The organism is Mesorhizobium shangrilense, from assembly GCF_040537815.1.
Taxonomy (GTDB): Bacteria; Pseudomonadota; Alphaproteobacteria; order Rhizobiales; family Rhizobiaceae; genus Mesorhizobium; species Mesorhizobium shangrilense.
Window position 1 is genome coordinate 318,667 of the sequence record NZ_JBEWSZ010000001.1, and the last position, 23,214, is coordinate 341,880.

Below are 23,214 nucleotides of genomic sequence, written 5' to 3' on the forward strand. Positions count from 1 at the left end.
GGCGCTCAGGCCTCCGACAAGGGCAAGGTGATCAGCACGGTGGTGCCTTGCCCGACCAGGCTTTGGACAACCAGCCGGCCGCCCATCCCCTCGACACGCTCGCGTATTCCCAGGAGGCCGTAGCCGTCATTCCTGAGCGACGGATCGAAGCCGCGCCCGTCGTCGCGCAGGTCCAGCGAGACCTCGTCCGGCAGGAATGCCAACGTCACCGTGAAGCGCGTCGCGCGCGCATGGCGCAGCGCGTTGGTCAGTATCTCCTGGCCGATGTGGAACAGGTTCGTTTCCCAGTCCGGCCGCAGCGATCGCGGTACGCCCAGCACCGTGAATTCCGAGGCCAGGCCCGTTCCCGCCGTCATCTTGCGGAACAGGTCGTCCAGCGCGTCGCTGAGGTCGCTGTCGTCCAGTGCCTGGGGCCGAAGCGCCTGCACGGAGCGGCGTGCCTCGTTCAGGCTTTCGCGAGCGAGACTGCGTGCGCGATCAAGATGTTGCCTGGCTTCCTTCGGAAATCCCTGCAGGTTGGCGTCCTCGGCGGCCTCCAGCTGAACGATGACGCCGGTGAACCCTTGCGCAAGCGTGTCGTGGATGTCGCGCGCAATGCGGTTGCGCTCCGCGATGACGGCGGTTTCGCGGCTCTGCGTGGAGAGGTGGGCGAACTGGATCATCAGCATCGCCTGGTTGGCAAGCGCCTGGGCAAGGTCGATCTGCTCGGCGCGAAACGTCCGTTTTTCGACAAAGCGCAGTCCAACAGCGCCTTCGAGGCGGCCGGCAACGAACATCGGTACCAGAAGCACGGTGACGATGCCCAAGGGCAGCAGCCTGTCTCGCAACGCAAAGGGCGGGACGGCGCGAATGTCCTCGATCAGGCTTGGCTTTCCGGTGCTGAAGACATCGGGCCATGGCCAGAGATCCTCCATCGGCAGCGACTGGTCCAGATCGACAAAGGGCGGGTCGGCCTTGGTGATCACCCGGCTGTCCTCATAGGCCAGTTCGAACCGGATCTTGCCGCTGGCCTGGTCGCGGCGCCAGACGCTGACGCTGTGCGCGTCGAACTGGTCGGCGATGATGCGCAGCACATGTTCCACCAGCCGGTTGGCGGCCGGTTCCATCGCCAGCGCTTCAAGCGTGCTCTTCAGCGCATCGACCTGGCCGCGCGAAACCTGCTCGGACGCCAGCAGCGCCTGCTCGGCACGCTTGCGCTCCTCGATGTCGGTGTTGGTGCCATACCATCTCACCACCTTGCCGGCATCGTCGAGCAGCGGCTGGCAGCGAAACAGGAACCAGCGGTATTCGCCGTCGAAACGGCGCACGCGCGCCTCGTGTTCCGCCGCCTGGGTGGATTGTACGGTCCGGCGCCAATGCTTCGACAGTTCCGGAAGGTCGTCCGGGTGGATCGCCTTTACCCAGTTCCAGCCCAGCGCTTCCTCCATGGCCAGCCCCGTATAGGCGCACCACTGGGTGTTGAGGAATTCGGCGGAGCCGTCGGGCAGGCAAAACCAGGTCAGTCCCGGTATGGTGTCGATGGCGAGGCGGAATCTCGCCTCCCACTCCTGCAGTTCGGTGAACAGCTTGGCGTGTCCGATCTCGGCCTTCTTGCGCTCGGTGACGTCGATGACGATGCCGAGCATGCGCGTGGCCTTGCCTTCGCTGGTCCGGTAGATGCTGCCCCGGGCGGCGATCCAGTGCACGCTATGATCCGGCCAGACGACCCGGAATTCCGATTGCCAGCCCGCCAGGTCCCGCACCGCGCCGCGCAGGCTAGTCTCGACCCGCGTGCGGTCCTGCGTGTGCACATGGCGGATGAACACCTCGATGCCCCATTCGGCCTCGGGGATCGGCGTGTCATATCCGAAGCACTGGTCGTGACGCAGCGAGCGGGTGGATGTGTCGTTGATGAGGTCGAGATCCCAGTCGCCGACACCAGCGGATTCCAGCGTGAATTCCAGCGCCGCCTTGGTCTCTCGCAACCGTTCCTCGGCGCTCTTGCGCTCCGTGATGTCCATCACGACGCCAAGCATTCGGGTGGCCTTGCCCTCGCTCACCTGGTAGACGCGACCCCTTGCCGCGATCCAGTGCAGGCTGCCGTCCGGCCAGACCACCCGGAATTCGCTGCTCCAGTCGCGCAAGTCGCCGACCGCCCGCCGGAATCCGGCTTCGACATGCAAGCGGTCCTCGGGATGCACATGGCCGATGAATTGCTTGACACCCCAGTCCGCAATCGGGGCGCCGTAGCCAAAACACTGGTCGTGACGCAGCGAGCGCCGCGACGTGTCGTTGACCAGGTCGAGGTCCCAGTCGCCGACCTGTCCCGATTCCAGCGAGAATTCCAGCGCCGCCTTCGTCCGCGCCATCCGCACGCGATCGGTGATGTCGACCATCATGGTGCGGGTGAAGTCGCCGCTCGAGGCGGGCTTCGACCACCATTGCACCCAGACCGGCTCGCCATTGTCCTTGCGGCGCAATTCGAGCTCGACGCCGCCGGCTTCCTGGCCGAGCCCGACGGCTTCGAACGCGTCGTGCAGGCGCTGCAAGGTCTCGGGCGTCCTGGCCACCAGCGACCGGCCGAAGGTACCGGCGACTTCATCGGGCCTGATGCCCAGAACGCGCATCGCCGCGCGGTTGGCGCGAATGAAGCGGCTGTCCAGCCCCTCATGCACATAGGCGATCGGCGCCTCCTCGAAGAGGTCGCGGAAATCCTCGCGAAGCGTGTCGTTCTCCTGCGCCAGCCGCGCTGCGAGCGCCGTCGACGCGTCGAGGTCCCGCTTGCACCTGGCAAGCTCCCGCCCCAGCGCGCTCAGCGTTCCGGCCGGCCCGCCAGATTTTTCAGTGGGCGTGTCCATGGCGCTTCCTCACTCCCATGCCGCTGAACCTATCACCCTTGATTTTCCCGCCTAATCAAAAATCGCGTGCCTGGCATAGGCATCGAAACAAAAACGCCGGTTCGTTCAATGAAGCGCGGATTCGGGCAATTCGCTGAAGACGCCGCCCCCTATGGTTTCCGACCGGAACGGGTTGTCCGCTCCGCGCCCGCGGCCGCAAGGCCGAGGCGATTGGCCATGCTCAATGCCCCGGAGGATCACATGTTCAGAACGATGATGGCCGCTTTCGGCCTCATGCTCGTCTCGCTGCCGGCCATGGCGAGCATCGTGCCGTTCCCCGCAGGCTTCCATATCAGCGATATCCAGACAAACGGAACGACCCTTCATGTCCGGGTCGGCGGGGCCGGCCCGGCGGTGGTGCTGCTGCACGGTTTCGCCGATACCGGAGACATGTGGGGCGCGGCGGCCGTCGCACTTGCGAAGGACCACACCGTCATCGTGCCCGACCTGCGCGGCATGGGCCTGTCGGCGCATCCCGACGACGGCTACACCAAGAAGAACCAGGCCGTCGACATCGCCGGCGTGATGGATGCGCTGAAGGTCGACAAGGCCGATCTGGTGACGCACGACATCGGTAACATGGTCGGCTACGCGCTGGCCGCGCAATATCCGCAGCGCATCACCAAATGGGTGGTGATCGACGCACCGCTGCCCGGCATCGGCGAGTGGGAAAAGATCAAGCTCAGCCCGCTGCTCTGGCACTTCAACTTCCGTGGCCCCGATATGGAACGGCTGGTTGCCGGACGCGAGCGCATCTATCTCGACCGCTTCTACAATGAGCTGTCGGCCGACCCCAAGAAGATCGACGAGGCAACGCGCGAGCATTACGCCAAGCTCTATGCCCGGCCGCATGCGATGCATGACGCCTTCGAGCAGTTCAAGGCGTTCGACCAGGATGCGATCGACAACCAGGCGATGCTGGCCAGCGGCGGCAAGTTGACCATGCCGGTGCTGGCGGTGGGAGCGGAAAAGTCGGCAGGTACAGGCGAGGCCGACATACTGCGCTTCGTGGCGTCCAATGTGACCGGGGCCATCGTGCCGGATTCCGGCCACTGGATCATGGAGGAAAACCCGGCGGCCACGGTCAAGCTCATCACCGGCTTTCTCGCCAAGTAGAAATGTCGCCGCGCCGCGCCAGCCCGGCGTCCGCCAAATCCCACGGGGAGTAAGACCATGACCAGCCAGCCCATCCGCGATCCCGTCAGGGATCATCTCCTGACGCCGAAGAACTGTGCCGTGGTGATCATCGACTATCAACCCATCCAGGTGACATCCGTCGCCTCGATGGACAGGCGCACCCTGGTCGCCAACATCGTCGCCTTGGCGAAGACGGCGAAGCTTTACGGCGTGCCCGTCGTGTTGACGACGGTTAACGTCAAGACTGGCCGCAACCAGCCCATCATCCATCAGCTGCACGACATCTTCCCGGACATCGAGCCGATCGACCGCACCTCGATCAATGCGTGGGAAGACCAGGATTTCGTCGCTGCCGTCAGGGCGACGGGCCGCAAGAAGCTGGTCATGGCCGCACTATGGACGGAGGTGTGCCTGGCATTTCCGGCTCTCGATGCGCTGCGTGAAGGGTTCGAGGTCTATCCGGTCATCGACGCCGTCGGCGGCACGTCGGTGGATGCGCACCGCGCCGGCCTCGACCGGATCGTCCAGGCCGGGGCGGTGCCAGTGGGCTGGGTGCAGCTTGCCTGCGAGCTGCAGCGCGACTGGCAGCGCGAGGCGACCGTGCCGGGCTTTGCCGAAATCGTCTTCGCGGTCGAAGGAAACTGAACCGGTCCGCGCTTGCCCTTCGAGGGCGAACGCGCCGCTTGTCGCAACAAAGGGAGAAGTTCAATGTCGTTCGCACATTTCCTTGCCTTGGGAACCGCCACCCTCATGGCGGTGACGCTGTCGGCGGCTTCCGCCTCAGCGGTGGATGCGCCGAAGAAGACAGTGGTGCTGGTCCACGGCGCCTTCGCCGATGGTTCGAGCTGGGCCAAGGTCATCCCGCTGCTGGAAGCCAAGGGCCTGAACGTGGTGTCGGTGCAGAACCCGCTGAGTTCGCTTGCCGCCGATGTCGACGCCACCAAGCGTGTCATCGATGCTCAGGTGGGGCCGGTGATCCTGGTCGGCCATTCCTGGGGCGGAGTCGTCATCAGCCAGGTGGGCGTCGACGACAAGGTCAAGGCGCTCGTCTATGTAGCCGCGTTCGCGCCACCCAAGGGTATGTCGGTCAACGATCTCGGCGCCGGCCAGCCGCCTCCGCCCTGGGCAGCGGCGCTGCAACCGGACAGCGGCGGCTATCTCAGGCTGAGCACCGAGGGCGTTGCCAAATATTTCGCGCAGGATCTTCCCGCCGGCGAAATCAGCGTGATCGCCGCGACACAGGGGCCGACCTTTGCGAAGGTCTTCGACGAGAAGCTTACTGTCGCCGCCTATGAGACCAAGCCGAGCTGGTATGTCGTGGCCAAGAATGATCGCATGATCCCACCGCCCGCCGAGGCGGCGATGGCCAAGGCGATCGGCGCCAAGGTGACGGAACTTCCGACCAGTCACGTCGCCATGCTGTCCAAGCCGCGCGAAGTCGCCGATGTTATCCTGGCGGCGGCGGCTTCGGTCAAATAAGGGGCGACCGTCCAATCCAGCCTCGATTCAACGACCGGCGGCGCGGGGGCAGGGTAGAGCGCCTCCAGCGCCGCCGCCTCACGGCCGGTTGCGCACGCTTTGGGCACATTCCTGTGGGAGTCCGATTGATGGCTTGGGAGAATCACGAGGCAGGGGCTAACACATGGGCAGGGGGATCATGCGCATGTGGCTTCGATCGGCAGACCATCTCATCTCGGAACTGACCCGGGCTTCCAGCGAAATCGACGGGCTGACCAAGTTCGAGCGTGGCAGGCTGCTGCGCCGCGCCGCTTCGGCCATCAAGGCCCGTCGCGACGAATTCGGTCATTCCGCTGCATCCATCGACAGTGACGCGCCTGTCGATATCGTCTTCGATCTGGAATCGATGGCGAGCCTTGTCGACATTTTTCCGGCAGCCAAGGTGTCATCGCTGATGCTCGAGGCGGTGGATTGCATCAAGCCGGCGCGGGCAGGGGATCAGAGTTCGGCTCGTACCTGATCGGTCTCCGGGGATCCGCTGCAAGCAGCGAAGTCATCGGTCCACGCCTGCCTTAGGCCGAGGCTCGGGCCGTTGCTCTTTGACCAAGCAGCCGGATCGCCTCTTCCTGCGGCACGGCTTCGCTGAAGCGGAACCCCTGTCCCTCGGAGCAGCCGCCTTCGTAAAGCGGTGAGATCAGCGCTTCGTCTTCGATGCCTTCGGCGGTCACGGGCAGGCCGAGCGCCTTGGACAGGCCAAGAATGGCGTTGACCAGCGACGTCGCCTCTTCGGAGCCGGCCATCGACATGACAAACGAGCGATCGATTTTCAGGCGGTCGAAATGACACGTGCGCAGATGCTGGAGGCTGGAATTGCCGGTTCCGAAATCGTCGAGCGCAATGCGCACGCCCGCCGTATGGAAGGCCGCGAACGCTTCCTTGGCGGCAACGATGTCGCCGACCAGCACCTGCTCGCTGATCTCGACCTCAAGCCGTGTCGGGCTGAGGCCGGTTTCGCCGAGGATCTGCAGGATGCGCAGCACCATCAGCGGATCGGCAAGCTGCACCCGGGAAATGTTGAAACAAAGCTTGGTGTCAACAGGCCACTGGGTGGCATCGCGCGCGGCGATCCGCAACAGATGGGCCGACAGCGGGATGATCAGCCCGCCATCCTCGGCGATGCCGATGAACTGCTCCGGCTCCAGCTGTCCGAATTCCGGATGATCCCAGCGCGCCAGCGCCTCGAAGCCGATGATCACGCCCGACTTCAGGTCGACGATCGGCTGGTAGTGCGGCCGCACCGTACCGTCGGCGATCGCCTTGCGCAGATCGCGTTCGATCCTGGCGCGCTTCTGCACCTGGGCATCCATGTCGGCCTCGAAGAAGCAGAAATTGCCGCGTCCGTTCATCTTGGCCCGGTAGAGGGCAATGTCGGCGCGCCGCAAAAGCTCCTCCGGATCCGTCGCATCCTGCGGCGCCATGGAGATGCCGATCGAGGCGCCGAGTGTCACCTGCACGTCGTCGATGTCGAACGGCCGCTCGAACAGCGCAAGCAGCCTGCGGGCGACGCGCGCCGGCTCATCGGTATCCGTTGCTGGCAGAAACAGGGCGAATTCGTCGCCGCCGAAGCGGGCGAGCATGGCGCCACTGCCGACGATCGCCGAGGCGCGCCGGGCGAATGCGATCAACACCTTGTCGCCGACGCCATGGCCGAAAACGTCGTTGACCGGCTTGAAGCGATCGAGGTCGATCATCATCAGCGCGAGGCTGTCATTGCTGGTGGTGCCGCCAAGCGATGCCAGAAGCCGATTCCCGAACTGGCGCCGGTTGGGAAGGCCGGTCAGGGCATCGGCGAGCGCAAGATCTTTTGCCCTGTCCTCGGCGTGCTGGCGCGCCTTGATCTCGCGGCGCATCTCCTGAAGCCGCCGCACGCCGAAGAGGATGAGGCCGACGAAACCCAGCAATACAGCCAGGACGATCTCATCGAATAGCGAGTCCGAATAGAAATCGAGCCTGTGATCGATGTCTTGAAGCAAGGCGTGGGCGTCAAAAGCCTGGGCCACGCAGAATACCAGCAGCAGGCCACCCACGATCGCGATCGTGTCGATGGCCGCGCGCCGCTGATCATGGATGGCCGAAGCCAGATGCCGCCGTTCCGGCAGTCGAAGCCGCATTGCTCAATCCTCTTTGGCTGAGAATGGACGCAACCGATTAACAAATTCCGGACGCGGGTGGGCAGGACGGGGCGGAACTGCCCGTAGTGGCAGCCCCGGCGATGCCCAATTGGTGGATTGCGCGCGGGAATTATTCGGATGCCAGCGTGCGCTCCGCCAGGGCGAAGGCCTGCAAATTCCGTACCTTGCCGATATCCTGATCCGCGTTCGAAATGATCGAGAAGAAGGCCGCCCTGGCGATGTCCTTCTTGGATGCTGCCGGGTGCTCCTTCCTTGCCGCCTTGATGAGCTGCTTGGGCGTCATGTCGGGGCTGACGAGGCGCATCAGCGTGTCGCCGATCGCCTGCATCTCTGTTGCATCCATACGGGAACTCCATGTTGGCCGCCCCGGCAGCTCAAGTTATTTCTCAGACAAATGAGATGATTGAGGTGAATGCGTGGCGGCTTTCACCGGAACATGGCGGGAGCGCCCGGCGTACCCGCTTGCCAGATAGGCGGTGGCTCCCAGCGCGGTGATCCAGAAGCTTGTCGGCCAGTCGGTCCGGTAGGCGAGCGCAAGGCTGATCCAGGCGATGGCGACGGCCAGCGCCATGGACACCAGTATGCCGGCAAGCACGCCGCGCGTCAGCTTGAAGGCGGTTGCTGCCGGGGCCACCATCAGCGCGAAGACCAGCAGCACGCCGACGATCTGGGCTGCTTCCGCCGCGGTGAGGGCGACGAGGGTCATGAACAGGGTCGAGACCAGGGTGATCGGCACGCCACGCGCCTCGGCGAGTTCCGGCTGCAGGCTGGCGAACAGCAGCGGCCGGGCGATCGCCACCTGCACGACCAGGATGGCAGCGCCCATCATGGCGAGGATGATAACGGTGCACGGGCTGATGCCCAGCACATTGCCGAACAGCACATTCGCCGCCTGCCCGGCGAAGGCGGTGTAGAAATGCAGGAACAGCAGGCCAAGGCCAAGCGACAACGTAAGCACGATGCCGATGGCGACATCGCGATGCGCACGCTCGCCGAGCAGGCCGATGCCGATACCGGCGATGACGGTGAACACGGTCAGGCCGAAAAACGGCGACAGGCCAATGAGGCCGGCTCCCGTGGCGCCGGGAAAGCCGACATGGGTGAGCGCGTGGCCGGCAAAGGTCTGGCCGCGCAGCACCAGGAAATAGCCGACCGCGCCGCAGACGATGCCGACCACCGTGCAGGCATAGAAGGCGTTGCGCATGAACTCATAGTCAAACATCGTGGACATGTGCGGCGCCCTCCAGTTCGATATCGTCCGCCATGACGAAGATCCTGCCCGCCACCCGCATCACGGTGATGGGCGTGCCGTAAAGCCGCGACAGGACGGGGCCGTTGATGACCTCGTCGACGCTGCCGATCGCCGCCTTGCCGTTGCCGAGATAGAGCACGCGGTCGACGGCGCGCATGAGCGGGTTGATCTCATGCGAGCAGAACAGAACGGCGATGCCGAGCCGTTCCGCGACCTCGTGGACGAGATCGATGATGACGCGCTGGTGCGCGGCGTCGAGGCTGATCAGCGGCTCGTCGAGCAGCAGCAGCTTGGGATCGCCGATCAGGGCCTGGGCAATCAGGATGCGCTGGCGCTCGCCGCCGGAAAGTTCCGCCAGCGGACGCCGGGCAAGGTCGGCGGCGCCGACCTCCTCCAGTGCCTTCCAAGCGGCTTCCTTCTCGGCGGCGGTGGCGACCGGCCAACCCCAGCGATGACCGCCGGCGGCGGTGAGCACGAAATCGATGCCGCTGATGCCGGGATGGGGCAGGGCGCGGCGCGCCTGCGGCATGTAGCCGATGGTCGGGTTGCCGCGCGTCGGCGGCCGGCCGAGCACGGAGATCGCTCCGCTGGCCGGCCCGACAAGGCCGAGGATCGCGCGCAGCATCGTCGTCTTGCCGGCGCCATTGGCGCCGAGCAGGCCGACAAAGGCGCCCTGCGGTATGGAGAAGGAAACGTCGGCGAGAACCCGACGCCCCCCATAGCCCAGTGTGACCCGCTCGAAGGCGACGGCGCTCATTGGGTGCGGGCAGCCAGCGCTTTCTGCACCTCGTCGAGCTGGCCGCCGAACCAGGTCTGGATCGTCTTGCCCGCCGGCTCCGTCTCGGTGACGCCGATGACGGTGACCTTGTTCTGCTTGGCGATCTCGAGCAGGCGGGCCGTTGCTTCGTCGGTCACCTGCGAATTGTAGAACAGGATTTTCGCCGAACCATCCTTCAGGCTGTTCTCGAACGCCGTCACCTGGGTCGGGCTCGGCTCGGCATTGTTCATCACCGTCACCTGGAAATCATAGTTCAGCATTTTCAGGCCAAGCGCCTCGGCCATATAGCCGAAGACCGGCTCAGTGGCTGTCACCTCAATGCCCGCATAAGTCTTCTTGACGTCGGTGATCTCCTTGTCGATCGCCTGCAGCGACATCTGGAAACTCTTCAGATTGGCCTGGTAATGCGCTGAATTGGCGGGGTCGCGCCGGGAAAGATCGTCAGCCAGCGCCTTGGCGACGGCGGGCAGCGTCGCCGGATTGTACCAGAGGTGCGGATTGTCGCCCGATTTCTTGCCGATCAGGTCGGCGGCCACGATGGTGGTGTGGTCGGGCTTCGTCGAGGCCGACAGCAGCTTGTCCATCCACGGATCGTAGTCGGCGCCGTTGTAGATGATGACTTTTGCATCGGCGATGTTGCGCGCCGTCGAAGGGCTGGTCTCGAACAGATGCGGATCATCGTCGGGATTGGAGAGGATGCTGGTGACCTCGACATGGCCGCCGCCGATCTGGCGGGCGAGATCGCCATAGAAATTTTCGGCGGCAACGATGTTTATCTTCTCGTCGGTCCTGGCGGCATTGCCAGCCAACAGCGGCGCTGCAACGAGCAGTGCCGCCAGCAATGGAACGGAACGCATTCTGGTCTCCTCAGCAATCGGGAAGTTGCGTGCGCGGGGAAATCACCCACTGTTGTTATGTAATACTATAACATATGTGGTCGAAATGTGGCGCATGCGAGGGCCGGCGCAGGCATGCGCACACGAAGCCGTGAAGCGCTTAACGGGCGGCGATGGTCTCCGGGATGGCAAATAGATTCTTGCGAAGAGGGACCCCACCGCAAGGGCCTCTTGTGGAGAGGGCGTAAGGAGGGGGGTATTCGTACAGCGGAGGCCTCGGCCAAACCCCAGGACGCCGCCGATCAGGGCACCGCCGAGACCAGCAGGAAGACGGCGAAGATCACGAGGTGGATCGCGCCTTGCAGCACCGTGGTGCGGCCGGTGCCCAGCGTCAGCGTGCTGACGAAAAGCGTCAGCACCAGCAAGGTGATATTGGTGGGCGAAACGCCGAGCACTAGGTTCTGCTTGAGCACCAGCGACACGATCGCGACGGTCGGGATGGTCAGCCCGATCGAGGCGATCGCCGATCCCAGCGCCAGGTTGATGCTGTTCTGCAGTTGGTTCCTGACCGCCGACTTCGCGGCCGCCATGCCTTCCGGCAAAAGCACGATCGCGGCAATGATCACGCCGACGAAGGCTTGCGGCAGCCCGGCGGCGGCAATGCCCTTGTCCAGCGGGTAGGACAGGACCTTGGCCAGCAACACGACCGCCACCAGCGAGACCAGCAGCAGGCCGAGGCTGAACAAGGCGATCCGGCCGCTTGGCTTCTCCGGCGAAGCTTCCACATCCTCGTCTGTCGGATCGGCCTCTGCCGGCGTGTCGAGAAAGTAGTCGCGGTGCTTCACGGTCTGCACGAACACGAAAACGCCCCACAGCACCAGCGCCGCCATGCCGACAAAGACCACCTGCAAGTTGGAAAAGGACGGCCCGGACGCCGCCAGCGTGTAGTTCGGGAGGATCAACGCCAATGTGGCGAGCGTGCCAAGCACGGCCAGCGCCGATGATGCGCCCTGCAACTGGAATGTCTGCTCGAAATGCCGCCTTCCGCCCATGATCAGGCAAAGGCCGGCGACGCCGTTGAGCACGATCATCACGGCGGCAAAGACAGTGTCACGCGCCACCACGTCGCTGCCCGGCGCGCTCGTGAGCATGATCGAGACGATCAACGCGACCTCGATCACCGTTACCGCCACCGCCAGCAGGATCGAGCCAAACGGTTCGCCCAGTTTCAGCGCCAGGACCTCCGCATGGTGGACGGCCGCGAAAACCGCCGAGCCAAGCAGTGCGGCGGCGAGAACAAGCACCAATGTCGCGTCCGAGGGGACGATGCTGGTGAATTTGAGAGCCAGCAAACCGGCGGCCAGCACCGGCGCCACCCAGGTCCAGGTCGGGATGGAATCGTGACTGTGTCCGGACATCGGCTGGCTTCTCCGTGATTTTCGCGCGCATGGCGGCATTGCCGCGACGACCACAATGCACTGTAGCCCTCTACAAGCTCAACCTCGGCTTGTCCGGGAAAATCTTGGCCCACTGTTCGAAACAGGGGCGTGCATGTCGGGATGCCGCGCGAAACAAGACTGGGGACGGCCAGGGCCCATGGCAATGGCGCTCGGGGTCATGCTCTAGATCGCGGCCAGTCGCCGTACAAATCCATATGCAAGATCCGTAGACGCCAACTTCGCGGAGAAGCGGTTGCCAAGCAATGGCCGGATCGTGCGCATGATCAACCAAAGCCTGAATCTCATGGTGGGTGTAAGCCTGTCCATGAGTGCGAGTGCGTCCGATGCCAGCTCGATGCTCCCTTTTCGTCCAGCCATGCGATAGGTGCCGGCCGCGGTGTGAAAAAATCGCGGCGTTATCAAATCCCTGGAATAGTAGCGGGCCAGGGCAATGTCGTCGGGAAATGCATCAAGGAGCTTGTCGGCATATATCAACGCCGATTTCGCCATTCTTGTACTGTAGGAAGCGGATGCGCTGTGGATACGCCAGGCGGATAGAGCCTCGCCGACGAATGTGTTGGTATACCCCGCTCTGAATAAACGCAGGAAGAGATCGTCATCCTCGTAGCCTGACAGGTTTTCGTCAAATCCGCCAACGGCCTCAAAGGCCTCGCGTGAGATCAGGGATGCGGAAGGAAGGACGTACATATTCTGGCTCAGGCAGCTATAGATTGTTCTCTTCGGGTGCTCCGACCCAAGTCGTTTGATCATTTCGCGGACCACGAGGTGTCCGTCGCTGCTATACTCGTCGAGGTCACTGTAGACCCATCCGAATGGGCCAACCTGGGGTTCCGACCCTGTGGCAGCTTCCAGCGTCTCGAGATGTCTTGGGTACCACCAATCGTCCTGGTCAAGAAACGCGATGAGATCGCTGTCGCAGCTTTTCACAGCCAGGTTGCGGGCCGATGACTGACCGCCGTTTTGTTTTGTCAGGACCTTGATACGATCGTCGCCCCTGGTTATCTCCCTCGCTATGTCAGCCCCGTTGTCGGTGGAGCCGTCATCCACGACCATCACCTCATCTGGCTGGCGGCTTTGCCCGAGGACGCTTTTCAGCGAAGTTCGAATGAATTTCTGACCGTTGTAAAGCGGTATGCATGCAGCAATCGATTGAGCCATCGAGTTTCGCCTAGTTGTGCAGATTTCGGAAAAAGGAGGCGCTCGCTGCATTCAATACTGGCTGCGAAGCTTCAATCGTTTTCCGAAGTTCTGCGATGCCAGCCTCCAGGTCTTGCGGAACCTCTGCCAGGCGTCGGCCGTCTATTGCATCGAGAGCGGACATGGCCTTGCGATGTTGACCGGAATTTTCCAGAGAAAGCGCCTCGTGATACTTGGCCCGCCAGACAAGATCGGCTTCGACTCCAGCCGTCGCGGGGTCGATCTCTATTTTCTTTGCGCACAGCAGATGCGCGGCATGGAGATGCTCGGCTGCGTCCATATAGTCGCCCCTGTGGATCAGCAACAGCATCCCGCGATAGTATGTGGAAGCCGCAATGCAGAGGGGCCACCGGCCGGCAAATTGTGTCAACGAGCTTATATCGTCCACTCTGGGCCGAGCGTCGGCAAGGATCGGGTCGAAACTCTGCTCCGCAATCTCGTACATGCCGTGATCGATGGCTGCGCGAAACAGGCGATAACGGAGACCGACGGCCAATGATGAACCGGGCTGAGCTCGGGAAAGAGCTGCCTTGAGGTAGAACAGGATCTTGCCCTGCCACCCTTCGGCAGTCTGGAACTCGATCGGCCTGCGCGATGCGTAGAACAATGTGCTGTCGGCACTTTTGTCCACTGCGACAAATGTCAGGCCAGCCTCTTCGAAAAGCCGCGTAAGCGCTTCGTCGCTAAACAGAATCGTGTGGGCACCGGGTGACAGAAGCGCCAAAAGGGTGCTTCGCGCGGTCGTGGGATTGATCCGCTCGGGATTGGGCGTGGTGAGAACGATCACGCCGTCCTCAGACAGATAGGATGTCAGAATTGCGAGGAAAGCCGCGGGGTCGTGGATGTGCTCGATGACCTCCGAACAGTGCACCACATTGTACAGACAGTGCGGATTGGGGTTCAACGGCGCGAAGTCACGGATGATATCGAGACCAAGTTGATCTCGTCCCGAGCCACCATATTGCGACGGCTCAAATCCCATCGCCTCCCATCCGGCAATGGTTCGAACGGCATCCAGAGCGAAGCCAAACCCACAACCGATGTCGAGGATGCGGCCAATGCTGCCGTCGGGAACAACCCTGAGGATGTTTCTTGCAACGGTGTCGATGGACGCGCTCATTTCAACGTAGTTGCGAATGCCGAGCGGGCTGGTGTGTGCGGTGTAATCTATCGACGGGAACGGATCATAGATCAGTGATGCACATTGGCCGCATCGATAAAGCGACATTGCGTCTACGCGCAAAACCCTCGCTTTGAGGTTGGAATCGCGACATGCCGGGCAGACGAATTCCGCCGCGGCGAGCGCGCGGTCGAAGTCGATGGTGTTGTTCTCAGGCATCGTCGTCAGTGCTTCGGGTAAGCATGCCATGTTCAAACGGTTTGTTTCATTGCCGCAACGATCAAGATGCGCATCAGCCCTCTACGATCTCATGTTCGGCTTGTCTGGGAAATCTTGGCCCTTCCTGTTCGAAACAGGGGCGCGCATGGCGGGATGCCTTGAGCAGCGGCTATTCAGCCGCCTGCGTGCGCTCCGCAAGGGCAAAGGCCTGCAAATTCCTGGCCTTGCCGATGTCCTGATCCGCGTTGGCGATGATCGAGAAGAACGCTGCCCTGGCAATGTCCTTCTTGGATGCGTTGGGGTGCACTTTCCTGGCCGCCTTGATGAGCTGCTTGGGCGTCATGTCTGGGGTGACGATCCGCATCAGCGTATCGCCGATCGCCTGCATCTCGCTCGCTTCCATCAGGGAACTCCGTGTTGGCTGCCGCGCGGGGAGCCTAGACCATCTCGCTGCCAAAGGAAATCGTCCGGCGCCAGCCCAAAATGACCCGGGTGCCGGTTCCAGACCTCGAACCATCCCCTCAAGTTTGCGGCCCGCCGAGATCGAGCCTGCGTGAAATACCGATGGCGTCCAGGAAGGCCGCATCGTGGCTGACGACCAGCAGGGCGCCGTCATAGGCGCGCAATCCGGCTTCGACCGCCTCGATGGACGCGATATCGAGGTGATTGGTCGGCTCGTCGAGGATCAGCAGCGCGGGTGGCGTCGGTCCGCCCAGCACGCAGGCCAGGCCAGCGCGCAGCAATTGCCCGCCACTCAGGCTCGAGACCGTCTGCAGCGCAGCGTCGGCGCGGAACATGAAGCGCGCAAGGGCTGCCCGGCAGGCATTGGTGTCGGCCGAGGGATTGATGCGGCGGAAATTGTCGAGGATCGAGGCCGACGGTTCGAGCAGGCTGACCGCTTGATCGAACATGGCAAAGTCCGTCGGGCCGCGCACCGTGCCCGTCCATGGAAGCAGCTCTCCGCTGGCAAGCTTCAGCAGCGTCGTCTTGCCCGAACCGTTGGGACCGGTGACGGCGATACGTTCCGGCCCGGTGATGGAAAAGGACAGGTCGTGCAGGATCGGCCGGCCCGGCTCGTGGCCGCCGCTGACCCCTTCGAGAACCAGCACCATCCGTCCGGCCGGCAGGCCGGTGGCGGCGAGCCTGACCGAGAAGGGCTGCAGGATTTCGATGCGCTGGCGCGCCGAGGCGGCCGCGTCCTGCGCCTGTGCGCGGCGGCGCTCGCCAAGCCGCGCGGCCTCGCCGCCACTGTCCTGGCTGCGGTCCTTGCGGGCGCCGGCAAGGATGCGCGGCATGTCGCCTTTGGCGCGCTTGCGCTGGCCGGCGCCATCCTTGCGCGCCTTGCGTTCGGCCATGTCCTGCGTCTTGCGGTCGATGTCGGCCACGCGCTGTTCGGCATCGGCAAGATCGCGCTGGGCGGCGGTGAGTTCCAGGGCTTTGCGCTCGCGATAGCGGCTCCAATTGCCGCCATAGCTGCTGACGCCGAGCGATGTCAGCTCGACGATGGCGTCGACCGTCTCGAGCAGCTCGCGGTCATGGCTGACGATGATGGCGCCGCCCGGCCATTCGGCGATGAGCCCGATCACCGTGTCGCGCCCGGCGCTGTCGAGGTTGTTGGTGGGCTCGTCCAGGAGCAGGAAGTCAGGTTCGGCGAAGACCAGCGCGGCAAGCCGGGCGCGCGTCGTTTGCCCGCCCGACAGTGCCGCCAGCGGCGTCTCCGGGGACACGTCGAGCCCGGCGCGGCCAAGCGCAGAGGCGATGCGCGCCTCCAGCGTCCAGTCGGCCTTGGCGAGTTCCTCAAGTGTTGCCGTGCCCTGCTCGGCACGGCGCAGCGTGCCGAGCGCCTCGCGCGCGCCAAACAGATCGGCGATGGCCATGCCTTGCGCCACCTGCACGCTCTGGCGCAGCAGGCCGACGCTGCCATGGACCGAAATCATGCCGGATTGCTGCGCGCGCTCGCCGGCCATCAGCGCAAGCAGCGTGGTCTTGCCGATGCCGTTGCGTCCAACGAGGCCGGTGCGCCCGGCGCCGAAACTCAGGTTGATGTTCGAGAGGAGCGGGCGGCCGTCAGGCGTTGAAATGGAGAGGTCGGAGAGGACGATCGAAGCAGGCATGGATATGAATTCCCCAGGAGGCAAGGCGGGCGGGCGTTGCGTTTGGGGTGAAATCCATGGCGGCAAGAATCCTGTCGAAATGTCCGATGGCTGTCAGCTAGGCCGGCCGCGTCCTGAAATCAAGGTCTGCCAGCCGGGCAGGGGAGAGCGTTACTCCTTGCAGATCGGCAAGGGCTGCGGTGGCGGCGCGGGATGGTCCGCCTTGTATTTGGCGATGACCGGCTCCAGCGTTTCCTTCGGCCAGAATTTCGGCGTGCCGATCTGCTTCAGGCAGGCCGCGTTCCAGTACAGGCCGGTGCCCGCCAGCGCATGGCCGCCCGCCGCGGCTTTCGCGACGGCGGCGATGTCGCGCGATTCAGGATAGATGTAGAGCGTCGTCGGCTTGTCCTTCATCAGCGGGATGATCAGCTGGGCGTCCTGCGGCGTCCAGCTGGTGCAGCCATTGCTGCGGCCGCCGGCGTAAGTCACCAGCGTGCCCGCCGGAACGAAACCGTCATGGTTGGCATAGGGGCTGGCCGGATCCTTGCGCATGCACAGCCCTTTCAGCACCTGGGCCGGGTGCCCGCCGATCACCCGCTTCCTGGCGTTGGCGGTTTCGCCTTCGCCGTCGAACTGCACGAAGGTGCGCATGAACACCGCGTTTTGCTTGGCGCCGACGCGGTAATAGCCCTTGAACGAGGTCTTGGTATCGCTGGTCATGTAGGCGCCGCCGGCGGTCAGCTCGGAATCCATGGCGTTGCCGAAGTTCTTGGAGCATTCCCTGCCATTGGCGAAGTTGACGACGCCCTTCAGATTGCGTCCGGCGCCATGCCCCGCCGCCACCGCGCGAAACGACTGGTTGGCCTCGCAGATGATGTAATAGCGGTGCCCGAGCACGCCGTTGCCGAGGTCGCTGGGGCGCGTGGCGTCCATGGCGAAGTAGCAGGGGTTCCTGACCGCGCCTTCACTCACCTTGCGCTGGTAGAGCGCGCGCGCCCGCTCCAGCACCACCTGCGAAATCTGGTCCTCGCCGTCGCCGACATGGCCCTTCAGCCAAGCCGGAATGCCCGGCTGCAGCGCGGCGAACGACCGCGCCGACGCCGTCAGGCCGATGACCACCACGAGCAGGCCGAGGATGGTGACGAACCCCAAGGGGATAGATCTCAGCCGCACCCGATCAATTCTCCTGCCAATGCCGTCAGCGATTCGGTGTTGTCACCGGGCATCCATCATAAATGGCCGCGCATCAATCGGCGAAACACATCTTGTTTAGCGGGCGCTGCAGGAAGCCGCTGGAAGACGCAGGTATCCGCGATCACGCCGATCCGGCTTTGCGTGGCGCCATCAGCGACCTGATCCTGTCGGAGTCTTCCTGTTTCACCGGATTGTAGACGACCATGCTGAGATCGAGGCGGCCATCGACCGCGAACGCCGAATATTCAAAGGCGATTGGGCCGAGAAGCGGGTGGCGTATGTGCTTGACGCCCTCGCCATGGGTGGCGGGGACGTCGTTGTCGCGCCACATCGCCTTGAATTCAGGGCTGAGCCGGCTGAGTTCATCGACAAGAGGTTCCACCGCTGTGGCCGCGCCCGCACGTGCCGCTTCCATCCTGAACGCGCCGACGATGAAGCGCGCGACGCTTTCCCAGTCATGTTGCGCGGCGCGGGCGCGCGGATCGAGGAACATGAAGCGCAGGATGTTGCGCTGCTCCGGTGGCAGCGATCCGTAATCGTGCAGCATCACGGTCGCCGCCCGGTTCCATGCGACGATGTCCCATGCGGCGGTCCTGATCAAAGCGGGGCTTGGCTCCAGGGCGTCGAGTACGCGCTGCAGCCGTGGCGTGACGCCTTCCGTCCTGTAGCGCGCCTCCGGCGGGCGGCCGAGGCCAAGCAGGAAGAGATGTTCGCGCTCGACATCGGTCAGCATCAGCGCGCGCGAAATCCGGTCGAGCACATCGGCCGAGGGCGCGCCGCCACGCCCTTGCTCCAGCCATGTGTACCAGGTCGGGCTGATATTGGCGCGCTGCGCCACCTCCTCGCGGCGCAGGCCCGGCGTGCGGCGACGCGCCTGGGACAGGCCGAAGGCGGTCGGGTCGAGCTTGGCCCGGCGATCCCTGAGATAGGTGCCCAGCATGTTTCCGTTCGCCATGCGTCCACTCATCCAGTTAGTGATTATACCCCGATAAGGTCACTACTTTACCAGGATATACCAGCGACGCATATGTGTCTCCAACGAAGAAGGAGACCTGCTCATGCGTGTATTTGTAACCGGCGCCACCGGAAACATCGGCTCGGCCGTCGTCAAGGATTTGATCGCGGCCGGCCATCAGGTGCTCGGCCTCTGTCGCTCGGAGGACAAGGCGGCGGCCCTGGCCGCCACCGGCGCCGAGGTCCATCGCGGATCGATCGAGGATGAGGAGAGCCTCAGGAGCGGTGCGGCCCGGTCGGATAGCGTCATACACTTGGCCTTCAACCACAATTTCGCGAATTTCGTTGCCAATTGCGAGGATGACCGGCGTGTCATTCGCGCATTGGGCTCGGCTCTCGCCGGTTCCGACCGGCCCTTGCTCGTGACCTCCGGCACGCCGATCGCCAACACGGTGCCCGGCGAGCCGGCCAGGGAAGGCAACGCGACCGTCGGTGCCGACGTTCACCCCCGGGCGGCCTCGGAAGAAGCGGCCGTCGAGGTCGCCGCGACCGGTGTCAACGTCTCGGTGGTCAGGCTGCCGCAGGTCCACGATCCCGTCACGCAGGGCCTCATCACGCCCGCGATCGGCCTGTACCGCGAAAAAGGTGTGTGCGCTTACATCGGCGACGGGCTCAACCGCTGGCCGGCTGCCTATGTCCTCGACGTCGCCAGCCTCTACAGGCTGGCGGTCGAAAAGGCCGAGCCGAACGCCAGGTATCACGCGGTCGGGGAGGAGGGCGTGCCGATGCGCGATGTCGCCGAAGCCATCGGCCGGCGCCTGAAACTGCCGGTCAAATCCATTGCCCCGGAAGAGGCGCAGACGTTCTTCGGCTGGCTGGCCATGTTCGCCAGCCGCGACATGCCCGCCTCAAGCGAACAAACGCGCAAGACGCTGGGATGGCAGCCGACCGGACCAGGATTGATTGAGGATCTGGAGCAGTTGCGGGTGTGATGGGGGGTGGTTTGCACGGTGCGCTCGTCCGTAACATCGCTGAGCCTGCTCGGCACCGGGATCTCCCGGTGCCGACGCCAGCTTTGCGCCCAACCTCGGTCGTTTACGGTGGTTCTGTCGGCGCTCAAAAGAGGACGTCGCTGGTGCCCTCGCCACGAGCGGCGTTGTGCTACAAGGCGGATGTAGGCTTCCCTGTGATGACCCAACGGCAGCTTGCTGATGCCGATCCGCCGCTCTGGCACAAAGTGGGTTTCCCTCCTCTAATGCCCGCACCGTGATCACGGTCGCACTGCCGGGCGGTGCCGATCAGTTCCGGCTTGGCACCCGCCGTCGATGGAATTCGAGCGAGATGAACCGTTCGTCGGCAAAACAACTTCTGCCGAACTGAGTGGCATGCCGTGCTTGTTGGCAAGATCGTGGAGGTCGTAGGGGTGATTGTCGGTGTCGGGGTTTTATCGGAGGAACCTATCGATCAAGGGTGCGTTGAACTATGCCTACCGCTCAAAGATCTCAAGGAAAACAACCTATGAAGATGATTGTTATTTCCAGCGCTTTGGCGCTTTTATTTGCTGTTCCTGCCCAATCGGCGGAAGTGATCATTTCTTCTGGTCATCACCACCGCCACCATCATGTTGAAAGAATCATCAACGATAATGGACAGCGCCTGCATCATCGCCATCACGATCGGCAGGCGTTCTACGATTCAGGGCGTCGCCACCATAAGCATGCGGTCGTGATCAACAACGGTTACTGATCGCATTCGGCTCAGGCCGCCACGCGCCGAGATGGCCGACAAGACGACTATGAATTCTGGCACGGGTCTTTGATGAGACCGGCCGAGCCAGAAATGCGAAGAGACCGCCGGCCGGGAACCAGCGGGCTACCAGCTTTCTATGGCCTGGCGAGGTTCGGCAGGCTCCACCGGTACTGCGCTACGCAATTGGAGTTGTCTCCAGGAAGTCGCCGGCGCTCGATGGCAAGCCGGCGGACGAGGCCGGCATCATCGAAAACAACGAAATGTAGGCGCTACTGCGGAGTGTGTCGTTTTGATACAATCTCCAATTGGTAGACTCGCGTGATGCGCCGGCAGCTAATCCCCCTCAGGCCAAAGGAGGGGAAAGGCTGTAGACTGGGAGGAAACGATGTCTGTGCAAAAAGAAGACTATCGGACGAACAGAGCCGACTATGTGATTGCTGCGACGCATGGCCGAGGGACCGCTGATGATCGCGATCGCGATGAGCTGCTGGCGAGAATGAGGCGGAAGTCCCTCTGGCTAAGAGATCGGCGATTCGCCAAATTGGCTGCAAACCCGTCGGAAAGCTCGCCAGGACCTAACGCCAGACAGCGCGGTTAGCGCGTCCGGCGCCGGCCACGCCCTTTGTGCTGAAATCATCAGGCTAACCCTTTGCTAAGGCGAGCTTGGGCGGCGATGGCTGCAGTTTTTCAGCTCTTTTATCTGCGTTGGCCGGGCGCTTGGACGCAACATTCTGGACAGCATCATTTGGACGTGGGCGCAATGAGGTCTCGCGCTTTTTGCCCGTGGGGCAAGCTATCCCAATCCCGCAAGCACTGATATGGAAAACCACCGTTGAGGCTTACGAGGTCGAGCACGTTTTCCCGGATGTGGGTCCGAAGACGATGCTTCTTAACGCCCGCAAGGTTCACCGCCCGAAATCAGCTTCGATTTCTTTCTCCTGACGATCGACGACGTGACGGAACTGCGCAATGAACAACGCAAGGCAAAGATCAATCTGCGCCTGGGCCAGACCATCGCCGATACGGTGCGGGATCCTCGTGTCATTCTGGATTCCGACATGCGGATCGTCACCGCAAGCCGGAACTTCGTTCTTATGTTCGGGGACAGCGCGGAAGATGTTGTTGGGAAGCGTCTCGAAGACCTGAAGCAGGGCCAGTGGGATGTCGCGGCGCTGCACGCTTTACTCGACCACGTCGTGCCTGACGATCGGCCATTCGACGACTTCCTGCTCGAGGACGAATTTCCGCTGCTCGGACATCGCATCTTCAAACTGTACGCCCGCAAGATACAGGTTCCAGGCAACCTGGGCACTCAGCTTCTCCTCGTCTTCGAGGATGCGACCAAGGAAACGCTGTTTGACCGTCACCGGAATGTTCTGGCCGCCGAATTGGCACACCGGATCAAGAACAGCCTGCAGGTCATCTCGTCCTTTGTGAGCTACGAGCTCCGGCGGGCGGCTGACCCGTGCGTGGAAGGCTATCGCGCCATGCAGGCACGCATCAGCGCGGTCGCCGAACTCTACGACGTAATCGCCAAATCGAGTGCCTTCGGGCCGGTCGAAATCGAGACCTACCCTGGAGGGCATCGCGTCGAGCATTCGCTCAAGTCTTCTTGGTGCGAATTCCGGCATTGAGATCGCCGTCGACGCGGAACCGCTCACGATCGTGGCCGATCATGCTGTTCCGCTCGGCCTGATGGTCAACGAACTTGCGACCAATGCGATCAAATACGCGTTTCCAAAAGGGGCGGGCCGTATCACTCTGGGCTTCCAGCGGCGTGATGGCGAGGTCACCCTTACCGTCGAGGACAACGGCATCGGCATGAATCCGACCAGCGCCGAAACAGGCATGGGATCGCGGTTCATCGATGCTTTCGCCCACCAGTTCGGGGGAACACTTGCCAAGGCATCGGCCGGCACCGGGACAACCTTCATCGTCCGGCTGCCTCTCACCGTTCTCGCCGGAAATGAAAGTTCTGCCCCTTCGTAAGAGCTCCTCGCCACGGCTGATGCGCGAAGAACCCTGGCGCGCGGAATCGAAAAGGTCGCTCCAACCAAATTTAAGCCAGAGCGGCTTTCTCAAAAACCAGGACGTACAGAGAGCGCCTTAATAGGCCTTCTTGGCCATCGTGTGCTTCGTGACGTGCTTCTTATGCTTCTTGATGTGTTTCTTGGCGTGCTTCGTCGCCATAGCATCCGAGGCTGGCTGGCCGGTGGTCGCGGTCGTTGCCGCGGGGGCCTGCTGCATAGCGGCGTTGGCGATGCTGACGCCCAGGATCGGCATCGAGACAGCGAGCGCGAACGTAAGACCAAGGGCGGAAAGGAGGGACTTCTCCATGGTTTCATTTCCTTTTTGTGCAGGTCGGTTTGAGCGTCACGGAATCGGATCGATCGGTGTCACTCCTGACAGCTTCAACGAGTTTGCAAGCATCCGTATTCCCTGTACCTGTTTCTTGTTGGCGCAGAACCCGCTTCCTTCTTTGGAGTGCCCCTGGCAGGTAGCGCGGCGCGGCAGTTATCGCCCAGTTGGAGTGATATTGCTTGAGTTTCGCTGTCTTGGAATCGCAGAAGAGCCCGCCCTCCCTTGCGAGGAGAGCGGGCTCTTCAATGACCAGAAGCTTGGAGGGTCTAGTCAGCCGGCTAAACTCTCTGGTTGCCTATTCGGTTCCATCTCAACTGGCGTCTATGACTTACGGCCGC

Annotated in this window: 22 protein-coding genes; 8 read left to right on the forward strand and 14 right to left on the reverse strand. The window is 63.0% G+C overall.

The features are described 5' to 3' along the window. Positions 1–5 precede the first annotated feature (5 nt). Entirely contained in the window at positions 6–2,837 is a 2,832-nt protein-coding gene (locus tag ABVQ20_RS01790; RefSeq protein ID WP_354457786.1) for a sensor histidine kinase, read from the reverse strand. Positions 2,838–3,077: 240 nt separating this feature from the next. Between ABVQ20_RS01790 and ABVQ20_RS01795 the strand changes: the two genes are divergently transcribed. The 4 genes from ABVQ20_RS01795 (at position 3,078) to ABVQ20_RS01810 (ending at position 5,991) form a co-directional block, all read left to right on the forward strand. Beyond that, complete coding sequence (locus ABVQ20_RS01795; protein WP_354457787.1) at positions 3,078–3,992, forward strand: alpha/beta fold hydrolase; 915 nt, start codon at positions 3,078–3,080, stop codon at positions 3,990–3,992. 57 nt (positions 3,993–4,049) lie between these two features. Next, complete coding sequence (locus ABVQ20_RS01800) at positions 4,050–4,658, forward strand: hydrolase (RefSeq protein WP_354457788.1); 609 nt, start codon at positions 4,050–4,052, stop codon at positions 4,656–4,658. 63 nt (positions 4,659–4,721) lie between these two features. Then, entirely contained in the window at positions 4,722–5,492 is a 771-nt protein-coding gene (locus tag ABVQ20_RS01805; RefSeq protein WP_354457789.1) for an alpha/beta fold hydrolase, read from the forward strand. A gap of 184 nt (positions 5,493–5,676) precedes the next feature. Beyond that, a complete protein-coding gene (locus ABVQ20_RS01810; RefSeq protein ID WP_354457790.1) occupies positions 5,677–5,991 on the forward strand; it encodes a hypothetical protein in 315 nt (104 codons plus the stop codon). 52 nt (positions 5,992–6,043) lie between these two features. On the opposite strand, the gene ABVQ20_RS01815 is transcribed toward ABVQ20_RS01810, so the two are convergent. The 12 genes from ABVQ20_RS01815 to ABVQ20_RS01870 form a co-directional block, all read right to left on the reverse strand. Beyond that, positions 6,044–7,642, reverse strand: a complete 1,599-nt coding sequence (locus ABVQ20_RS01815) for a putative bifunctional diguanylate cyclase/phosphodiesterase (RefSeq protein ID WP_354457791.1) — start codon at positions 7,640–7,642, stop codon at positions 6,044–6,046. Between the two features lie 130 nt (positions 7,643–7,772). After that, positions 7,773–8,006 carry a hypothetical protein gene (locus ABVQ20_RS01820; RefSeq protein ID WP_354457792.1) on the reverse strand — a complete coding sequence of 78 codons (234 nt, stop codon included), beginning with the start codon at positions 8,004–8,006 and terminating at the stop codon, positions 7,773–7,775. 36 nt (positions 8,007–8,042) lie between these two features. Then, the gene (locus ABVQ20_RS01825; protein ID WP_354457793.1) at positions 8,043–8,894 is read right to left on the reverse strand and encodes a metal ABC transporter permease; all 852 of its coding nucleotides are present in this window, start codon (positions 8,892–8,894) and stop codon (positions 8,043–8,045) included. Continuing rightward, positions 8,878–9,672, reverse strand: coding sequence for a metal ABC transporter ATP-binding protein (locus tag ABVQ20_RS01830; RefSeq protein WP_354457794.1), 795 nt, complete (start codon positions 9,670–9,672; stop codon positions 8,878–8,880). Before ABVQ20_RS01830 ends, ABVQ20_RS01825 begins: the two co-directional genes overlap by 17 nt. Beyond that, positions 9,669–10,550 (reverse strand): metal ABC transporter solute-binding protein, Zn/Mn family, encoded by an 882-nt coding sequence (locus ABVQ20_RS01835; RefSeq protein WP_354457795.1) that lies wholly within the window; start codon positions 10,548–10,550, stop codon positions 9,669–9,671. Before ABVQ20_RS01835 ends, ABVQ20_RS01830 begins: the two co-directional genes overlap by 4 nt. Positions 10,551–10,831: 281 nt before the next feature. Continuing rightward, positions 10,832–11,947, reverse strand: coding sequence for a calcium:cation antiporter (locus ABVQ20_RS01840; protein ID WP_354457796.1), 1,116 nt, complete (start codon positions 11,945–11,947; stop codon positions 10,832–10,834). A 204-nt stretch (positions 11,948–12,151) separates the two neighbouring features. Beyond that, positions 12,152–13,147: a glycosyltransferase family 2 protein gene (locus tag ABVQ20_RS01845; protein ID WP_354457797.1), complete on the reverse strand. Its 996-nt coding sequence runs from the start codon at positions 13,145–13,147 to the stop codon at positions 12,152–12,154. 10 nt (positions 13,148–13,157) lie between these two features. Continuing rightward, positions 13,158–14,525 carry a class I SAM-dependent methyltransferase gene (locus ABVQ20_RS01850; RefSeq protein WP_354457798.1) on the reverse strand — a complete coding sequence of 456 codons (1,368 nt, stop codon included), beginning with the start codon at positions 14,523–14,525 and terminating at the stop codon, positions 13,158–13,160. A 169-nt stretch (positions 14,526–14,694) separates the two neighbouring features. Beyond that, positions 14,695–14,928, reverse strand: coding sequence for a hypothetical protein (locus ABVQ20_RS01855; protein ID WP_354457799.1), 234 nt, complete (start codon positions 14,926–14,928; stop codon positions 14,695–14,697). A 118-nt stretch (positions 14,929–15,046) separates the two neighbouring features. Then, positions 15,047–16,639, reverse strand: coding sequence for an ABC-F family ATP-binding cassette domain-containing protein (locus ABVQ20_RS01860; protein WP_354457800.1), 1,593 nt, complete (start codon positions 16,637–16,639; stop codon positions 15,047–15,049). A gap of 150 nt (positions 16,640–16,789) precedes the next feature. Next, positions 16,790–17,791, reverse strand: coding sequence for a hypothetical protein (locus ABVQ20_RS01865; protein WP_354457801.1), 1,002 nt, complete (start codon positions 17,789–17,791; stop codon positions 16,790–16,792). Between the two features lie 142 nt (positions 17,792–17,933). Further along, complete coding sequence (locus ABVQ20_RS01870; RefSeq protein ID WP_354457802.1) at positions 17,934–18,779, reverse strand: helix-turn-helix transcriptional regulator; 846 nt, start codon at positions 18,777–18,779, stop codon at positions 17,934–17,936. 91 nt (positions 18,780–18,870) lie between these two features. Here ABVQ20_RS01870 and ABVQ20_RS01875 point away from each other — a divergent pair, with 91 nt between their 5' ends. From ABVQ20_RS01875 to ABVQ20_RS01890, 4 genes are all read left to right on the forward strand, one after another. Further along, positions 18,871–19,758, forward strand: coding sequence for an SDR family oxidoreductase (locus ABVQ20_RS01875; RefSeq protein ID WP_354457803.1), 888 nt, complete (start codon positions 18,871–18,873; stop codon positions 19,756–19,758). A gap of 526 nt (positions 19,759–20,284) precedes the next feature. Further along, positions 20,285–20,512 (forward strand): hypothetical protein, encoded by a 228-nt coding sequence (locus ABVQ20_RS01880; RefSeq protein ID WP_354457804.1) that lies wholly within the window; start codon positions 20,285–20,287, stop codon positions 20,510–20,512. Between the two features lie 956 nt (positions 20,513–21,468). After that, positions 21,469–22,149 carry a histidine kinase dimerization/phosphoacceptor domain -containing protein gene (locus ABVQ20_RS01885; RefSeq protein WP_354457805.1) on the forward strand — a complete coding sequence of 227 codons (681 nt, stop codon included), beginning with the start codon at positions 21,469–21,471 and terminating at the stop codon, positions 22,147–22,149. 31 nt (positions 22,150–22,180) lie between these two features. Then, on the forward strand, positions 22,181–22,504 hold the full coding sequence (locus ABVQ20_RS01890) for a sensor histidine kinase (RefSeq protein WP_354457806.1): 324 nt from the start codon (positions 22,181–22,183) through the stop codon (positions 22,502–22,504). A 117-nt stretch (positions 22,505–22,621) separates the two neighbouring features. Here ABVQ20_RS01890 and ABVQ20_RS01895 read toward each other — a convergent pair whose 3' ends face one another. Beyond that, positions 22,622–22,852, reverse strand: coding sequence for a hypothetical protein (locus ABVQ20_RS01895; RefSeq protein ID WP_354457807.1), 231 nt, complete (start codon positions 22,850–22,852; stop codon positions 22,622–22,624). Between the last annotated feature and the right edge of the window lie 362 nt (positions 22,853–23,214).

What these genes read in the sequence shown, in the direction of transcription:
- ABVQ20_RS01790 (WP_354457786.1), bottom strand. Translation starts at nt 2,837, where the DNA reads ATGGACACGCCCACTGAAAAATCTGGCGGGCCGGCCGGAACGCTGAGC.
- ABVQ20_RS01795 (WP_354457787.1), top strand. Translation starts at nt 3,078, where the DNA reads ATGTTCAGAACGATGATGGCCGCTTTCGGCCTCATGCTCGTCTCGCTG.
- ABVQ20_RS01800 (WP_354457788.1), top strand. Translation starts at nt 4,050, where the DNA reads ATGACCAGCCAGCCCATCCGCGATCCCGTCAGGGATCATCTCCTGACG.
- ABVQ20_RS01805 (WP_354457789.1), top strand. Translation starts at nt 4,722, where the DNA reads ATGTCGTTCGCACATTTCCTTGCCTTGGGAACCGCCACCCTCATGGCG.
- ABVQ20_RS01810 (WP_354457790.1), top strand. Translation starts at nt 5,677, where the DNA reads ATGTGGCTTCGATCGGCAGACCATCTCATCTCGGAACTGACCCGGGCT.
- ABVQ20_RS01815 (WP_354457791.1), bottom strand. Translation starts at nt 7,642, where the DNA reads ATGCGGCTTCGACTGCCGGAACGGCGGCATCTGGCTTCGGCCATCCAT.
- ABVQ20_RS01820 (WP_354457792.1), bottom strand. Translation starts at nt 8,006, where the DNA reads ATGGATGCAACAGAGATGCAGGCGATCGGCGACACGCTGATGCGCCTC.
- ABVQ20_RS01825 (WP_354457793.1), bottom strand. Translation starts at nt 8,894, where the DNA reads ATGTCCACGATGTTTGACTATGAGTTCATGCGCAACGCCTTCTATGCC.
- ABVQ20_RS01830 (WP_354457794.1), bottom strand. Translation starts at nt 9,672, where the DNA reads ATGAGCGCCGTCGCCTTCGAGCGGGTCACACTGGGCTATGGGGGGCGT.
- ABVQ20_RS01835 (WP_354457795.1), bottom strand. Translation starts at nt 10,550, where the DNA reads ATGCGTTCCGTTCCATTGCTGGCGGCACTGCTCGTTGCAGCGCCGCTG.
- ABVQ20_RS01840 (WP_354457796.1), bottom strand. Translation starts at nt 11,947, where the DNA reads ATGTCCGGACACAGTCACGATTCCATCCCGACCTGGACCTGGGTGGCG.
- ABVQ20_RS01845 (WP_354457797.1), bottom strand. Translation starts at nt 13,147, where the DNA reads ATGGCTCAATCGATTGCTGCATGCATACCGCTTTACAACGGTCAGAAA.
- ABVQ20_RS01850 (WP_354457798.1), bottom strand. Translation starts at nt 14,525, where the DNA reads ATGCCTGAGAACAACACCATCGACTTCGACCGCGCGCTCGCCGCGGCG.
- ABVQ20_RS01855 (WP_354457799.1), bottom strand. Translation starts at nt 14,928, where the DNA reads ATGGAAGCGAGCGAGATGCAGGCGATCGGCGATACGCTGATGCGGATC.
- ABVQ20_RS01860 (WP_354457800.1), bottom strand. Translation starts at nt 16,639, where the DNA reads ATGCCTGCTTCGATCGTCCTCTCCGACCTCTCCATTTCAACGCCTGAC.
- ABVQ20_RS01870 (WP_354457802.1), bottom strand. Translation starts at nt 18,779, where the DNA reads ATGAGTGGACGCATGGCGAACGGAAACATGCTGGGCACCTATCTCAGG.
- ABVQ20_RS01875 (WP_354457803.1), top strand. Translation starts at nt 18,871, where the DNA reads ATGCGTGTATTTGTAACCGGCGCCACCGGAAACATCGGCTCGGCCGTC.
- ABVQ20_RS01880 (WP_354457804.1), top strand. Translation starts at nt 20,285, where the DNA reads ATGAAGATGATTGTTATTTCCAGCGCTTTGGCGCTTTTATTTGCTGTT.
- ABVQ20_RS01895 (WP_354457807.1), bottom strand. Translation starts at nt 22,852, where the DNA reads ATGGAGAAGTCCCTCCTTTCCGCCCTTGGTCTTACGTTCGCGCTCGCT.